Raw genomic sequence first — 15,734 nt, 5'->3', positions numbered from 1 at the left:
TATTCCTGTGGGAGCTGGGCTTGCCCGCGATAAGGCTGGACGCGATTCACTTCAGATCGCATCCAGCCTTATCGCGGGCAAGCCCAGCTCCCACAAGGAATGCACTCCAATTCAAACAGTCATGTGAAGTTAATAACCTCACTGCACATTCCGGTACAACATCAACCGCGCACTCTCATGCAGCCCCAGGGTCAACGTACGCAAGCGACTGAACTCCTCCGGATGCTGACCGGCAACGTTTTCCAACGGAGTTGCCGAGGCCAGGTCGTGCAGCGTCGGTGACGTACCGTCGTGTTCCATCTGCAGGAGGAAATGCCGGGTCACGCCACCAATTAACGGGAACGTACCTTCGCGCAGTACCAATGGCACGACACGCTCACCTTCGGGCGCGGGTTGCTGGATATCCCGCCCCATGGCACCGTTGCTGAACGGAATGCCTGCCATACCTGCCACGGTGGGCAACAAGTCAGCCAACCCGACCGCCTCTTCAACCACCTTCGTCCCTATCAGGCCTGGTGCGTGGATCAACATCGGCACGTTGTTGCTCTCCAGGCCCAATTGTTCAAATGCCGGAGGCATATGCGGGATCTGGCTGATACGGGTGTTGTGGTCGCCAAACAGGACAAAAATCGTGTTTTCATAGTAACCGCCCGCCTTGGCCAGCTCCATCAGCCGCCCGATATTGAAGTCCAGCAAGCGCACCGCGTTGTATTGCTCAACGCTGCGCGAACCCGCGGCCTGCACTTGTTCAAGGCTCAGGTTACTGACTGCAAAGCCGTCGTTTTCCTTGGGAATGGTAAACGGCCGATGGTTGCCTGCCGTCTGCACATAGGCGAAGAACGGCTGGTCCTTGGGTAGTGCACGCAGGATTCGGTCGCCTTCCTTGAAAAGATCCAGGTCGGAAATCCCCCACACATCCACCACTGGCGACTGCCAGTCACGCTCGTCATAAAGCCGAATGTCGACGATGCTGCGGCGGATCAGAGCATTCATGTTGGCCCAACCGGAATTGCCGCCAATCATGTACAGCTTCTGATAGCCCTTGAAATCATTGATCAGCGTATTTTGCCGGGTCAACATCGGGTGCCGGGTCGCGGTTTCCTGACGAGTCACATCGGGAACGCCGGTAATGCTCGCCCACACGGTCTTGGCGGTCCCGGTCACTGGCACATAGAAATGCCGGAAGAACCAGCTTCGCTCAGCCAGGCGATCCAGATTGGGGGTCGGATTGAGCGGGTTGCCATACGCCCCCACAGCACTGGTGCCCAAGGACTCAAGCATCACAAACACTACGTTTGGCGGCTGGGTAGCAGCCACGTTGTAAGGCTGCACGTCTTGCTGACGCTTGAAGTTCAAGCTTTGCGGGTCTGGCTTATCGACGCCCAGGTAATCAGCGACCACAGAATAATGGCGGCGTACTAACTCTTCGTCATAACGCGACTGCCCTACCTTGAGCGTGTCATAGAGGAACAGCACCGGATTCAAACCCAGCGCGGCGACCTGACTGTTGCCCGAGAAGAACGCGTCACTCCAACGCAGCGGGACCGGGTTTTCCAGATTGAGGTTTTCAACGCGACCCAGCAGCCCCAATAAAGTGGCCAACGTCACCAGTACTGCGCCAAATGCGGCAGACCACCGCCTGATCGGTTTGGCCTGGCGCTCAAGGGTAATCCGCTCCAGCCCGATGAAAGCCGCGATTATCACCCCGATACCGGCCAGCCAACTCGCAGTGATCCACAGCACCGGATAAGTTTGCCAGAGCATGTCCCGGGAAATCTGCGCGTCGTCCAGGTACCGCATAACGCTGGCGTTGATACGCACACCCAGATAAGCGTAATGACCGAAATCTACGATGTAAATCAGGGTGACCAACGCCAATGCAACGGCGAGATATAACCGCGCAAACCAGCGCAGCATCCTGACGTTCAGCAGGTTCCAGCGTGGAACCCACAACAGAACAACGAGGGGTAACGCCAACAGCAAAGCCAGACGCAAGTCGAACCGAAAGCCGATGCCCAGCGTCTGTGCGACGCTGGTGTCGGTTCTCAGGCTAGCAGGATCAACCCCGGAGAAACCGAAGAAAAACACCAGCCGCAACACGCTCAGCAGCACGAAAAACAGCACGGTCACGCCCAGCCAATACAGCAAGCGTCGTGATTGCAGCGACCCCATCTTTATCCCCTTACCCCTTGTACTCACGAGCCGGAAACCAGCTTGATGCTCGCTACCGTTATTGGCTGCCTACTGCGCCAGCGGCGATAAACAGCGCGCACGACCATCACCACCAGCGCTACACAGCAATACAGCGCCAGCAATGGATCGATCAGATAATCCCAATAGTTTTCCGAAGGCTTGCTGCGCACTGCGAAGGCCAGTGTCGCGCCAGCCAGCATCACCACGCCCAGGCCATTACGCAGGTACAGCAAGCCGAAAGCGATGACAGCAGTGACAACGATCAATGGGCGCGGATTGAAGCCCAGTCGATAAGGGTCGCTGTAGGTCAGGCCCAATGTGGCCGGATACAGAACCAGTGCCAACGCAGCAAAAACGATCACCACGACGGTGCCGGGTCGTTCGACTCCAGGCAACTTCACGTCCAGACGCTGCAACGTGAGCCAGACAAGAACAATCGTTGTGGTGATTGCCAGGTCATCGGTAAAACTGCGCACGTATGCAGCCAGCGAAAGATCATTAAGGCTGACAAAGCTCAGTACCGAGGCACTCGCGAGAATGATCAGCCGCGACTTCAGGCTCGGCGCCAACGGAGCAACCAGAAGGAACAGCGCCAGACTGAAAAAAAGATGGGCTTGCCACAGAGAGATCACAGTAATTGCTCCGCCAGCCAAGCCTCATTGAAGCTGACGTGCTTGATGAACGTGTTATTCCACGAGTAAACCAGGTGATACAGCCCGTCAGGGCTGCGGATGAAGTACGGGTATTCATACTCAAAATCGCAGCCTTGGGGTGAGCAGACACGCTGGTCGAGATTGCTCAGGAACTGCTCCTCCAGCGAATGACGGCGCACGCCGCTGGACGCGCGGAAACCCTCGCCGATGATTGCCTTGTAGGCATCAAAGGAAAACGGATTACCAAGGGGATCGGGGGATTTATCCAGATCGATCACCGAGGTCCAGTGATCCATCTGCTCGTCCGTACCGTACAGGCTCAGTTTGAAACGGCCGTCGCGCAGGTCATTCAGCGCAACCAACAGGCCGCGATCAGGCGTGCCGACCGCAGCCAACGAGGAATTGGGATTGCTTGGCGCAAGGGGCAGCGGTTCACTCCAGGTCTGGCCGCCATCTTCGGTGCGGCTGGCGAGCACTTTGTGATGGGTATTGCCCGCGTAACGCAGCAGAGCGACCGCACGCCTGTCATCCAGAGGTACCACGGTTGGCTGCAGGGAGTTGGTGCCACGGCTGATGCGGAATTTATCGATCACATCGCCGTCGGCGCTCAGGTACAGGTACTCGGCGAACTTGCCCAGAAACTCGTGGTAAACCGGCAGGCCAATCGAACCGTCGGCGTGAAACACCGGCGCGGCGCGCACCAGGGTGCTGATATTCAGAAAAGGTGAAGTCACTAGCTGACGTGGCTGCGACCAGTTCTTGCCCATGTCCTCGGAGACAATCACGTTAACTGAACTGCCTGCCCAGCCGCCGACCGACACCGACACATAGAACAGCCACAAGCGTTGATCCGGAGCCAAAGCAACCACCGGGTTACCCAGTTTGCGGATGTATTTGCCGGTGCCTGCCTGAGTCGACTGACGCGTCGCAAGCACGTATTCATCGCCCCACTCGCCCGAGCGTGCATCAAATCGTGAGGCGCGGATTTCGACATCACCCGCGCCTTCACGAGTGCCCGCGAACCACACCGACATCAGGTCACCGCCCGGCAGTGCAGTCACCGCGGAAGAGTGAACAAAGTCATCCAGGTCAGACGATGCAAAGCGAGTGCTGTAGCTGGCTTTAGCAGCGACGCCTGAAGCCGGTGTGAGGACCGGGGCAACCGCAAAACCTGACAAGCTGTGCTGCGGATGGCTGAACCAGGCGCCGAGAAAAACCAGAGCGAGCGCAAGGCATGCACTCAAGACAGGTACATTGAAAGAAGTCAGTCGCATGGGTAGTGATCACAATCGCGAAGGCAAAATGTCTGGGCTCAATCACGTGGCTCGTCGGCAAGTGACCGACGCCGGCCGGTGATCATCGACAACGGCAGGTTGTCCTTCACCTGATAACTCTCAAACAGTGCCGCCGCTATGTGCAGGCACACCACCAACGCCAGGCCGTCAGCCAGCGTTTCATGAATCTGCTGAGGCCAGTCTGCGCCCCACAAGGCATCCACTTCGGTCATCAACCATCCCGTCAGACCGATAGCAAAAATCATCGCCATCATCAGCACCATGACCAACGCGCCCAGCGGCGAGTGGCCCAGCCGATGTTCCGGCTGACGTCTGAGCAGCGAACCCACATGGGCACGCAAACGCGCAGGCGTCGGCCAGAAATCGGACCAGCGCGCACTGCGCGGCCCGATGAAACCCCACACCACCCGCGCTACCAACCAGGCCACCGCGTAGTAACCCAGCCAGACATGCCAATCGTCACCGGCTTCATTGAAGAAGTAGTTAGCGACGAAAACACCGGCCAGGGAAATGTGGAACAGCCGCACCAGCGGGTCCCACAGGCGTAGGGTCGGCCGAGTCATCAGCCCTTGATCTCGGTCTTCACGGCTTTGCCGGTGACCGGATCGTGATAGATCTCGACTTTGCGTTTGTCTTTGTCAAAGCCATAGATTTCGTAGCAGTTGCCGTCAGTGACTTTGAACTTGCTGATCTCGTAACCCTGAGCCTTGAGTTGCTCCTGGAATTTGCCCTGATCCTGCCAGGTGGAGCGTTCGGCGGTGGTGCATTGTGGACCGGCAAGGGCCAGTGGACTGGCGAGTAGAAAAGGGACCAGCAACAGGACTTTACGCATGGCAGACACTCGTAAGAACTAAGGAACCGCCACTGTGCAAAACGAAGCTTAGCGAAAGCTTAGGACGCAACAGCCCGTTACATCTTCCCCGACACAAGGCTCTGCCCGAAGCGCTGACGCAGCGGCATGATGTGCGCCCTTACCGGCCAAAACCAATACGGAACACCTTATGCGCCTGCTCCTTGTGGAAGATGACCGTGCCGTGGGCCAGGGCATCCGCGTCGCCCTCGGCAGCGAAGGCTATACGCTGGACTGGCTGCAAGACGGCGCAAGCGCGTTGCACGCCCTGCGCAGCGAGCGCTTCGATTTGCTGCTGCTTGACCTTGGCCTGCCGCGCCTGGACGGCATCGACCTGCTGCGCCAGATCCGCGCGGAGCAACAGTCTTTGCCGGTGTTGATCCTGACTGCACGCGACGGCATGCCGGATCGCATCGCCGGTCTGGACGCTGGCGCTGATGACTATCTGGTCAAACCGTTCGATGTGGATGAGCTCAAGGCTCGGGTTCGCGCGCTGCTGCGGCGCAGTCAGGGCCGTGCGCAGCCGTTGCTGGAGCATGGACAAATCAGCCTGGACCCCGCGACCCAGCAAGTCAGTTTCAACGGCATCGAAATCGCCATGACGCCGATGGAGTATCAACTACTTCACCAACTGATGATCAGGCCCGGCAAAGTCGTGACCCGTGAGCGTCTGTCGTCGACGCTGTACGGCTGGCAAGATAAGGTAGAGAGCAACACGCTGGAGGTGTTGATCCACAACCTGCGCAAGAAACTCTCCGCAGAATTGATCCGCACCGTGCGCGGTGTGGGCTACCGGATCGAGACCCTGTGATGAGCTCAGTTCGCGCACGCATACTTATTCCCGTGTTGCTCCTGTTACTCATGGGCGACCTGACCATCAGTTGGTTGGCGCTACGTGACAGCCACCATGAAATTGAAGAGGTGTACGACGCCCAGTTGGCGCAAAGTGCACGCCTTCTACAAGGTGTTCTGCGCCAACGGCCTCCAGGCGAAACCGACCTCAATCGTCTGTATCAGGCTTTCGACGAAGCCATGAGTCGAGTGGGCGGCGGTGAAGCCGCACATCCTTATGAAACCCGTTTAACGTTCCAGATCTGGCGCAGCTCCGGGGAACTGCTGGTGCGTTCCGCCGAGGCTCCGGAGCTGGACGGTCCGCCCGTTACCGAAGGCTCACATGACTTCCTCAAAGACGGCAATGACTGGTGTGGCTTCCTGCTGGTCGACGCACAGCAAGGACTGTTGATCTGGGTTGGCGAGCGCGACGACGTGCGTCAGGATCTGATTCAACGCATTGTCCGGCACACCCTGTGGCCCACAGTGATTGGCGTGCCCCTTCTGGCGCTCGCGATCTGGCTGGCTATCGGCTGGGGTCTGCGCCCTTTGCAATTCATGGCCAGTGTCATCCGCCGCCGTGAGCCGGAAAGTCTTGAATCTTTGGCGCTCTCGCCACTGCCAAAAGAGCTGGAGCCAATGCAGACAGCACTCAATCGTCTGCTGATCCAGATCGAAAATCTGCTGGAGCGGGAACGACGCTTCATCGCCGACGCTGCTCATGAATTGCGCACGCCGCTGACCATCCTGCGCATCCACGCACAGAACGCCAAACAGGCGCAATTGCCAGAGCAACGCGAAGAAGCGCTGGATTACCTGGTGCATGGCGTCGACCGCGCGACGCGCATCGCCAGTCAGTTACTGACCATGGCGCGACTCGAGCCGAAGATTAACCACAACGAATTGCAGACCTTCGACCTGGGCAGCCTGGTACGTGAGGAACTGGCAGAGCTGACTCCACTGGCGGCCGAGAAAAAGGTTGAACTGGTGTTCGATGGGATCGAAGACTTCCGGCTACGCAGTGACCCCGCAGCCATTACCATCGCTTTTCAGAATCTGCTGACCAACGCGCTTAACTTCGCCCCGACCAACAGCGAGATCCGCGTCATTCTCGACCGCAGTCATGACGGACAGGCCGAGTTGCGCGTCGAAGATTGCGGGCCTGGTATCGACGAAAAGAACGCACCACGCCTGCTGGAGCGCTTCTACAGCAATGGGCATAGCAACGGCGCAGGGCTGGGGTTGGCAATCGTTGAAATGATCGTGAAGAAACTCGACAGCAGCCTGCAGATCGGAAACCGTCCGGATGGCGGGTGCTGCGCACAATTGCGCCTCCGGAGTCTTGTAGAGCTGAAGCTAAACGCTCCGGGCTGACCGAGATCAACGGTAGGACCGAATTCATTCGGGAATGACGGTATTACCGGCAATACACCTGAAGCGGATGTACCGGCCTCTTCGCGAATAAATTCGCTCCTGCAGGTCCTGCGTTTTACCCGGAGTGGCCGATTTGCCCAGCCTGGTTGGCTGAATGGAAAAAGGTTACGACATCTTAATGAGAAAAAATGTCATTTGCGGATAGTATGTGTTCTCAAATTCCCCAACCCGGCGAACATTGATAAACGCGATTGCCGGGGAACGCCTTAAGGACATCGCCATGAGTCGCTCCGCCGCACGCTCTTCTTTCGCCAAAGCCTTCATTGCCGCCACCGGCTTGTGGCTGCTGGCCCAGACCACCCAGGCGGCGGAGTTGCTGCAGCGCTGGGTGTCTGCGGGAGGCTCGGTGAGTGAATGGATCGTCGAGCTGGGGGGAGAATCTCGACTGGTAGCCGTCGACACCACCAGCCAACATCCGGCCAGTCTGGAAAAAATGCCGAAAATCGGCTATCAGCGTCAGCTAAGCGCCGAAGGCATTCTGGCACTGCGTCCGGATTTGTTGGTCGGCAGCGAGGAAATGGGGCCGCCTCCGGTGCTGGAGCAATTGCGCCACGCGTCGGTGCGGGTCGAAATGCTGTCCTCCAAACCTGAACTCCCGGCACTGGAAAACAACCTCAAGCACCTGGGCGCCTGGCTGGGCGAACCTGAACAGGCCCAGGCACACTTCGCAGCCTTTCGTGATGCATTGAATAGCCTGTCCAGCCGCCTCGCGAACAACAAAGACCTGTCACCAAGAGTACTGCTGCTGGTCGGCGGCGCCGGTGACCGGCCGCTGGTAGCAGGCTCGGACACCCTGGGTTCATGGTTGCTGACCCAGGCAGGCGCTACCAACATCGCCACCCACCAGGGTTACAAACCACTGTCCAGCGAGATGCTACTGGGGCTGGACCCGGCGTTCATTGTCATCGCTGATCGACGCATCAATGGCCCGGCTGCAGCGCAGGCACTGGTTGCGCAAAACCCCGGCCTGGCCAGCAGCCGCGCAGTGCGCGAAAACCATTTGTTGCCACTGGATGCCACGCTGCTGGTCGGCGGGCTGGGCCCTCGCCTGCCCGCAGCAGCCGAAGCGCTGGCAAAGTCTTTCCGACCCACCCTTACTACGACGATCGCTCATAAACCATGAGCCTCAGACTTCAGGCCAGACCCTTGTTTATCGGCCTTGGTGCGCTGACGCTGGTCAGTGTGCTGCTGTCACTGACGCTGGGCCCGTTGAATCTCGCGTTGATGGATACCTTGCGCGCGTTGGCGCACATAACGGGTTTGCCAGTCGACGCCGACCAACAGGCCGTACTGGTCATCGGTCAGATCCGCCTGCCCCGTACCCTGTTGGGGATTGCCGTGGGCGCGGTGCTGGCAATCACGGGCGTGGCCATTCAGGCTCTGTTCCGTAATCCGTTGGCTGACCCGGGTTTGATCGGCGTCTCGACAGGCGCGGCGCTGGGCGCAGCGTTTGCGATCTGTCTGGGCGGTATGGCCGCACCTGACTGGTTCCAGCCTTACCTGCTTTCGCTGTGCGCCTTCACTGGCGGGCTGGGTGTCACGGCCATTGTTTACCGACTCGGCTACCGGGCCGGACAGACCCGGGTCGGCATCATGCTGCTTGCCGGGATCGCAATCACCGCCATGGCTGCGGCCTTGATCGGGTTACTGGGTTATCTGGCCGACGATGCAACGCTTCGGCAATTGACCTCATGGAATCTGGGAAGCCTCAACGGCGCCAGTTATGCACGCCTCTGGCCATTGCTGCTGATCGTGCTCGCGGTCGCCGCCTGGCTACCACGCAGGGCTGCCGCCTTGAACGTGTTGTTGCTGGGTGAATCGGAAGCCCGCCATCTGGGCATCGAAGTCGAGCGCCTCAAAGCCGAGCTGATTTTCTGCACCGCACTGGGGGTTGGTGCTGCGGTGGCCGCTGCCGGTCTGATCGGGTTTATCGGGCTGGTGGTGCCGCACTTGCTGCGGTTGTTGGCAGGCCCTGATCATCGACTGCTATTGCCCGCCTCCCTGCTCGGCGGCGCAAGCTTGTTGCTGTTGGCAGATACCATTGCGCGCATGTTGCTGACGCCAGCCGAATTACCGCTGGGCATCGTCACCGCCTTGCTGGGTGCACCGTTTTTTCTTTATCTGTTGATCCGTCGGGGGATTTGATGCTCAGCGTCTCTGGCCTTGGCCTGCAAACAGGTGACAATTGGCGTTTGCGCGATATCGACCTGAGCCTCGTCGAAGGCGAAGTGCTGGGCGTGCTCGGCCCAAATGGCGCGGGCAAAAGCAGCCTGTTCGGTGCGATGAGTGGGGAGCTTTCGCCGAGTACCGGTGAGGTGCTGCTGGAAGGACGACCACTGGACAAATGGACGGCGCGCGAACGGGCGCAGAAAATGACGGTGCTACCGCAGACGTCCACGCTGGAGTTCGACTTTCTGGTGAACCAAGTGGTGAGCTTTGGTCGCCTGCCACACGACAGCGGTGCCCAGGCCGACGCCGAAATCGTCGAGCAGGTGCTAGCGCACTGCGCCTTGGAACACCTGACTCAACGAACGTATACGCAGCTGTCCGGGGGCGAACGCCAGAGGGTGCAACTGGCTCGCGCCCTCGCCCAGCTCTGGCCTGCGGCATCCGGCAAAACCCTGCTGCTGGACGAACCCACCGCAGCCCTCGACCCGCGTCACCAGCATGCCTCGCTGCAACGGATTCGCCAGCTGGCTGCCGACGGCGTCTCGGTGGCGCTGGTACTGCACGACCTTAATCTGGCTGCCCGCTATTGCGACCGGCTTCTATTGCTCGCCGAAGGTCGCATCCATGCGCTGGGCACTCCTGCCGAAGTCTTGCAACCGCATTTGCTGCATGAGGTGTTTGGTCTCGAAGTACTCATTCAGGAACACCCAGTGGATGGCTACCCGGTGGTGATCGTCCGCTGAATAAACATCACGAGATCGCAGCCAGACCGCGTCATCGTTCATCGCGAGCAAGCTCGGCTCCCCCAGTGATCGCCGAGCTGCCCGCGACCTGACGCAGGACCGGCTTTAGCCGGGAGGGCGATAAATCGCCTACACCCTGGGCGGCTTGATCCCATAACAAACCATGAACAGCGCAGGCAGGAAAAATAGCGTCAGGACCGTAGCAATCGCAATGCCGCCGATCATCGCGTAAGCCATCGGCCCCCAGAACACTTCGCGGGCGATCGGGATCATGCCTAGGCTTGCCGCCGCAGCCGTTAACAGGATCGGGCGGCATCGATGCTCGGTAGCCTTGACCACCGCTGCCCAGGCGTCTTCGCCTGCAGCCATGAACTCGTCTATTTGTGTCACCAGGATCACCGAATTGCGAATGATGATACCGATCAATGCCAGCACACCGAGAATTGCCACGAAACCCAACGGATAGCCGGTCAGCAACAGTGCTGCAACGACACCGATGAAGCCCAAAGGGACCACGCTGACTACCAGCATCAGCTTCTTCACGCTTTGCAGCTGAATCATCAGGAAGCTCGCCACCAACAACAGCATCATTGGCACCACTTTCAGGATCGGTCCTTGGGAGCGGGCGCTGGCTTCAACCGCCCCCCCGGTGACCACCGAGTAACGCAATGGCAGCGCAGCACTAAACGCTTCCACCTGCGGCCGCAGATCCCGCACCAGCGCTGCGGGTTGCAGATGCCCCAGAACACTGGCTTTCAAGGTAATGGTTGGCAGCCGGTCACGACGCCAGACCAGGGGTTGCTCCTGTTCGTAGCTCAATGTTGCGAAGGCCATCAACGGTACGCTGGTTCCACCGGGCACCGGGATCTGCAGGCTGCTCAAAGTTTGCAGAGAAGTGCGCTCGCTTGCTTGCGCACGTCCCACCAGATCAATCAAATAGGTGTCGTCACGCACCTTGGTAATGCTGGTGCCCGATACCAGGCTATTGAGTATTTGCGCCACGTCCTCGGAAGAAAGCCCGAACTGACGAACCTTGTCCTGCGCAATATCGATCTTCAGGACTTTGCCGGGCTCGTTCCAGTCATAGATGACCTGACCGATATTGGGGTTGGCATCCAGAATGGCCGCCAGCGCCATGGCCTGGCTGCGAACCTGCTCAATGTCCGGACCACTGACCCGATACTGCACCGGCCATCCTACGGGCGGCCCCATGTTCAACGGCTGTACATAACCGCCCACCCCGACAAAGTCATCGCGAAAACGCTGGCGCAAGCGCTCGATCAATTGATCGCGCCCTTCGCCGCCACGGCTGACAATCACCAACTGGCCGTAAAACGGATTGCTGAGTTGTTGATCCAGTGGCAGATAGAAACGCACCGCGCCTTTACCCACATAGGAACTCCAGCGCAGCACATCGGGATCGTCTTTCAGGGTAGCTTCGAGGCGATCCATGACCTGGCGCGTACCGTCGATGGAGCCGTTCTGGGGCATGTAAATATCGACGAGAACTTCCGGCCGATCCGAGTCGGGGAAAAACTGGTTCTGCAGCAGTTTGCCCGCAAACAATGAGCCAATGAACATCAGTAGCGTGAAACCGATTACCCACCAGCGGTGCTTGAGAGTCACCCCCAAGGCACGCCGAAACCCCAACATCAAGGCACCGCCCGCTGCATGATGGTTTTTGGGGACTTTAAGGATATGCACGCCAATCAGCGGCGCGAACAGCACCGCCACCAACCATGAAAGCAGCAGTGCAACGGCAATCACCGCAAACATGGTAAACACGTATTCGCCCGCCGAACTGGAGTTCAGGCCAATCGGCACAAAACCGGCGACCGTCACCAGCGTGCCCGTCAACATCGGGAATGCCGTGGAGGTGTAAGCGAACGTAGCCGCCTGCTGCAGAGAATCGCCGCCTTCAAGCCGGGTCACCATCATCTCCACAGTGATCATCGCGTCATCCACCAGTAAGCCCAGGGCAATGATCAGGGCGCCTAGCGAGATGCGTTGCATCGTGATGCCGCTGTACTCCATGAAGACAAAAACCAGCGCCAGCACCAGCGGGATGGAGCACGCCACGACAAGCCCGGCGCGGATCCCAAGACTGAGGAAACTCACCACCAGCACGATCAGAATCGCCTCAAACAATGCGCGAGTGAAGCCACCAATAGCCTTGTCCACCACCTCGGCCTGACTCGACACCAGATGCACATCGATACCCAGCGGCAGCTCGCTGGTCAGCGCATTGATACGCTGCTGCAAGCGCGTGCCGAAATCCTGAATGTTGCCGCCCTGCTTCATGGCAACAGCCAGACCAATCGCTGGCTGGCCGTTGAAACGAAACAGAGAGCTCGGCGGATCGGCATAACGACGCTCCACCGTCGCCAGATCACTCAGGCGAAAGAAGCGGTCACCGAAGCGCAGATTGACCGCTTGCAGGTCACTTTCATCCGCGAAATGGCCACTGGTGCGCACCGCAATCCTTTCCGGACCGGACTCGATCACGCCCGCGGGCGTTACCGCGTTTTGCGCTTGCAGACTCGCGATCACCTGACGCTGATCGATCCCCAGTGCAGCCAGCTTGCGCATCGAGAAGTTCAGATAGATCACCTCACGCTGCGCGCCCAGCAACTCGATCTTGCCCAGGTCCTGCACGCTGCGGATATCGGCCCTGACCTGCTCGACGTAATCGCGTAACTGACGAAACGAAAGTCCGTCAGCGGTAAAGGCGTAGATGCTGCCGAAGACATCGCCAAACTCATCGTTGAAGGCCGGCCCCTGAATACCGCTGGGCAGCTCACCGCGAATATCCATGATCTTCTTGCGCACCTGATACCAGGCGGCGGGGATATCAGCGCTATGGGTATCGCTCTTGAGAAAAACGAACAGCGTTGACTCACCCGCCAGCGTGTAGCTTTTCACGTAATCCAGCGCATCGATTTCTTCGAGCTTCTTTTCCATGCGATCGGTGACTTGCTGCAATGTCTCCTGCAAGGTTGCGCCGGGCCAGCGAGCTTGAATCACCATGGTTTTGATGGCGAAGGAAGGGTCCTCTTCACGACCCAGATTCATGAATGACCAACTGCCCATCAGCAGCGAAACAAACATCATGTACCAGACCAGTGTGCGGTGCCGAAGCCCCCATGCAGACAGGTTAAAACGCTCCCTCACAGCCTGACCTCGCGATCCATACGAATTTTCTGTCCGGGCTTCAGACCATTGACCCCGGCGATGACAACCTTGTCACCGTCATGCAACTCGCCCTGCACATGCACCGAAGCGCCTTGTCGGTTGAGGACTTTCACGTTACGCAAACTCAAGGTTGCGGACTCAGGATCGATGACCCAGACCTGGGTCCGACCTTCACGCTCCAGCAGGGCGCTGCCTGGCAGCTCGCGAAATGGCGCGTTCGCACCGCTGAGTTCAACGCTCACCGTCGCCCCAAGACGGAAGCTGTCCGGCACTGCTTCAAGCGTCAACCGGACCCGTTGAGTACGTGTTGCGGCATCGATTTGGGGCGATAGCTGACGCACATGAGCAGCGACATGGGCCTGAGGATTGAGCTGGGATATAACCTGAATACGAATGCCGTCATTCAGCGCTGCGACCAGCTCCAACGGCAGATCAACCACCGCTTCGCGGCTCTCCGGGCGTGCCAGGCTAACCACTGGGAGCCCGGTTGCGACTACTTGGCCAACCTCGCCATGCCAGTCGGTGACTACGCCATCGAATTCGGCCAGCAAGCGGGTGTAAGACACATGATCATTGGCTTGCTGCAGGGCGTTGCGTGCCTGGCTGAGGATTGCCCCCTGCGCCTGCAAGTCGCTGTTCATTTGATCCAGACGTGCCTGTGCCCCAACCCCGCGCTGGATCAGTTGCTGATAGCGCTGCTGCTCGTCACTCAACTGCTGCCAACTCGCTTGGGCCTTGTTCAGCTCGGCCTGACGAGCACGCTGCCGGTTTTGCTGGTCACTGGGTTCAAGCGTCGCGAGAAGATCGCCTCGGCGAACCCGGTCACCGATCTCGACCTGCCGCGTCGCGATGCGTCCTGGCACTCGAAAGCCCAGCGCAACTTCATGGCGAGGCCGGATGCTGCCTGCAAAGCGGCCGTGCAGATGCTGCCGGGCATCGATCAGTTCGGTGAACAGCACCGGCCGCTCGGCCACTTCCCGCAGCGGCTTGTCACGGCAGCCACCGATGGCGACGAACATGATGCAGAACAGCCACAACTTGCAGATCAGAAACAGGCGGGGTGCGGTCGCCTTCATCGACTGGCTCCCACGGCCAGAGCGATAGGCCTGCCCTCGTCTGAGCTGTCTTTTTCAGCGATGTCGACCTTTTGTCCCGGATACAAAAACTGCAAGCCACGGGACACCACGAGGTCGCCATCCGCCACACCCGACGCAATAACCACGTGCCCCTGCTCGTAACGCAAAACCTCTACCGCCACCAGACGAACACGGTTTTGCTCATCCAACCGCCACACCGCAGGTTTGCCATGGCTGCGGCCAAGCGCCGACCACGGAAGGCTGAAAGCTGTTCGTGCCTGATCGCCCTGGTATTCGAGACGCGCACCGATCAACGTCCCCAGGGCAAGATTGGCCGGAGCGTCTTGCAACGCAACCCTTACCAGCAATGTCCCGCTGGAGGATGAGACGATGGGCGTTATCTCGCGAATCTTGCCGGACAACTCCAGATCCGGGTTGACCAGTCCACGGATACGTACACTGCGCCCCGGTTGATCGGACTCAAGCAAGGATTCATACGCCGCAAATACCGCTTCACGCTCGCCGTCATGAGCGAGGCTGAAAATCGGCGTGGCAGCCTGCACCACCTGCCCCTCTTCAGCGTGGCGAGCAGTAATCACCCCGTCAGCCACTGCGAGCAGCTCGGTGTAAGCCAGTTGGTCACGGGCGTTGGCTTGCTGGGCCTTCAGGGCGGCCAGATCTCCCCGTGCGCTTTCCAGCGCCGATTGCGCCTTCTGGTACTCACTGAGGTTGGTATACCCCTTGGGCAGCAAGGTTTGCTGACGCTGAAAATTAGTCTGCGCCAAACGCAGCCGTGATTCGCGTGCGGCAACCTCGGCGTCAGCCGACGACAACTCGGTACTCTGCTCCCGAGGATCCAGTCTGGCCAAACGTTGCCCGGCCCGGACTCGATCACCCACATCAACGAAGCGTTTCACAAGCTTGCCGGAAACCCGGAAAGCCTGGTCAGTCGCCTTGCGAGCCTGAATATCGCCCGTCAGCTCAACAATGCTTGTCACCTGGGAAGAAACAACCTCCTGAACCGCTACACGAACCAGCGTCTTCGGTGCAGGCGTCTCGGCAGTACAGGCGCTGAGCATCAACAGCAAAACAAGATTGAACCCCAAAGCCAGCCAGGGCTGGCGTATGACGCGTCGGGAGTTCAGTGACCGGGACGGCCCGGCAAGACCGCAAAACCAAAACATCCGCACTGCACAAAAGATTTTCATCAACGCAAAAGCCACAACCCGATTAAGTAACACCCGACCCGGAATTCGGGCTTCAGCAGCAAAGTCCTCTACGCACCCGCTATGGGCGGT

Annotated in this window: 13 protein-coding genes; 5 read left to right on the top strand and 8 right to left on the bottom strand. The window is 59.1% G+C overall.

Annotation, left to right across the window (positions count from 1 at the left end; translation table 11 throughout):
• Positions 1-138 precede the first annotated feature (138 nt).
• The 5 genes from ACYASS_RS10325 to ACYASS_RS10305 are packed head-to-tail and all read right to left on the bottom strand — an operon-like array spanning position 139 to position 4,973.
• On the bottom strand, positions 139-2,172 hold the full coding sequence (locus ACYASS_RS10325) for an LTA synthase family protein (protein WP_463586053.1): 2,034 nt from the start codon (positions 2,170-2,172) through the stop codon (positions 139-141).
• A 23-nt stretch (positions 2,173-2,195) separates the two neighbouring features.
• The gene (locus tag ACYASS_RS10320; protein ID WP_463586052.1) at positions 2,196-2,825 is read right to left on the bottom strand and encodes a hypothetical protein; all 630 of its coding nucleotides are present in this window, start codon (positions 2,823-2,825) and stop codon (positions 2,196-2,198) included.
• Entirely contained in the window at positions 2,822-4,120 is a 1,299-nt protein-coding gene (locus ACYASS_RS10315) for a sialidase family protein (RefSeq protein ID WP_463586051.1), read from the bottom strand. The genes ACYASS_RS10320 and ACYASS_RS10315 overlap by 4 nt, the downstream gene beginning before the upstream one ends.
• Positions 4,121-4,158: 38 nt before the next feature.
• Positions 4,159-4,704 (bottom strand): cytochrome b/b6 domain-containing protein, encoded by a 546-nt coding sequence (locus ACYASS_RS10310; RefSeq protein ID WP_463586050.1) that lies wholly within the window; start codon positions 4,702-4,704, stop codon positions 4,159-4,161.
• Positions 4,704-4,973: a PepSY domain-containing protein gene (locus tag ACYASS_RS10305; RefSeq protein WP_027900126.1), complete on the bottom strand. Its 270-nt coding sequence runs from the start codon at positions 4,971-4,973 to the stop codon at positions 4,704-4,706. Before ACYASS_RS10305 ends, ACYASS_RS10310 begins: the two co-directional genes overlap by 1 nt.
• 169 nt (positions 4,974-5,142) lie before the next feature.
• Between ACYASS_RS10305 and ACYASS_RS10300 the strand changes: the two genes are divergently transcribed.
• The 5 genes from ACYASS_RS10300 (at position 5,143) to ACYASS_RS10280 (ending at position 10,168) form a co-directional block, all read left to right on the top strand.
• Positions 5,143-5,802 (top strand): response regulator, encoded by a 660-nt coding sequence (locus ACYASS_RS10300; protein WP_243245007.1) that lies wholly within the window; start codon positions 5,143-5,145, stop codon positions 5,800-5,802.
• Positions 5,802-7,196, top strand: a complete 1,395-nt coding sequence (locus tag ACYASS_RS10295; protein ID WP_463586049.1) for an ATP-binding protein — start codon at positions 5,802-5,804, stop codon at positions 7,194-7,196. The genes ACYASS_RS10300 and ACYASS_RS10295 overlap by 1 nt, the downstream gene beginning before the upstream one ends.
• Positions 7,197-7,476: 280 nt before the next feature.
• Positions 7,477-8,379 carry a heme/hemin ABC transporter substrate-binding protein gene (locus tag ACYASS_RS10290; RefSeq protein WP_463586048.1) on the top strand — a complete coding sequence of 301 codons (903 nt, stop codon included), beginning with the start codon at positions 7,477-7,479 and terminating at the stop codon, positions 8,377-8,379.
• A complete protein-coding gene (locus ACYASS_RS10285; protein ID WP_463586047.1) occupies positions 8,376-9,401 on the top strand; it encodes a FecCD family ABC transporter permease in 1,026 nt (341 codons plus the stop codon). The genes ACYASS_RS10290 and ACYASS_RS10285 overlap by 4 nt, the downstream gene beginning before the upstream one ends.
• Positions 9,401-10,168: a heme ABC transporter ATP-binding protein gene (locus ACYASS_RS10280; protein ID WP_463586046.1), complete on the top strand. Its 768-nt coding sequence runs from the start codon at positions 9,401-9,403 to the stop codon at positions 10,166-10,168. Before ACYASS_RS10285 ends, ACYASS_RS10280 begins: the two co-directional genes overlap by 1 nt.
• 129 nt (positions 10,169-10,297) lie before the next feature.
• Here ACYASS_RS10280 and ACYASS_RS10275 read toward each other — a convergent pair whose 3' ends face one another.
• Genes ACYASS_RS10275 through ACYASS_RS10265 form a run of 3 tightly spaced genes read right to left on the bottom strand, consistent with a single transcriptional unit; the run spans position 10,298 to position 15,620 of the window.
• Positions 10,298-13,339, bottom strand: coding sequence for an efflux RND transporter permease subunit (locus ACYASS_RS10275; RefSeq protein ID WP_463586045.1), 3,042 nt, complete (start codon positions 13,337-13,339; stop codon positions 10,298-10,300).
• A complete protein-coding gene (locus ACYASS_RS10270; RefSeq protein WP_463586044.1) occupies positions 13,336-14,436 on the bottom strand; it encodes an efflux RND transporter periplasmic adaptor subunit in 1,101 nt (366 codons plus the stop codon). The genes ACYASS_RS10275 and ACYASS_RS10270 overlap by 4 nt, the downstream gene beginning before the upstream one ends.
• Positions 14,433-15,620, bottom strand: a complete 1,188-nt coding sequence (locus ACYASS_RS10265; RefSeq protein WP_463586043.1) for an efflux RND transporter periplasmic adaptor subunit — start codon at positions 15,618-15,620, stop codon at positions 14,433-14,435. Before ACYASS_RS10265 ends, ACYASS_RS10270 begins: the two co-directional genes overlap by 4 nt.
• Positions 15,621-15,734 lie beyond the last annotated feature (114 nt).

The organism is Pseudomonas sp. HP_14 (assembly GCF_055283875.1).
The sequence above is the reverse complement of the archived record's forward strand: the minus strand, read 5'-3'. Positions and strand labels throughout refer to the sequence as shown.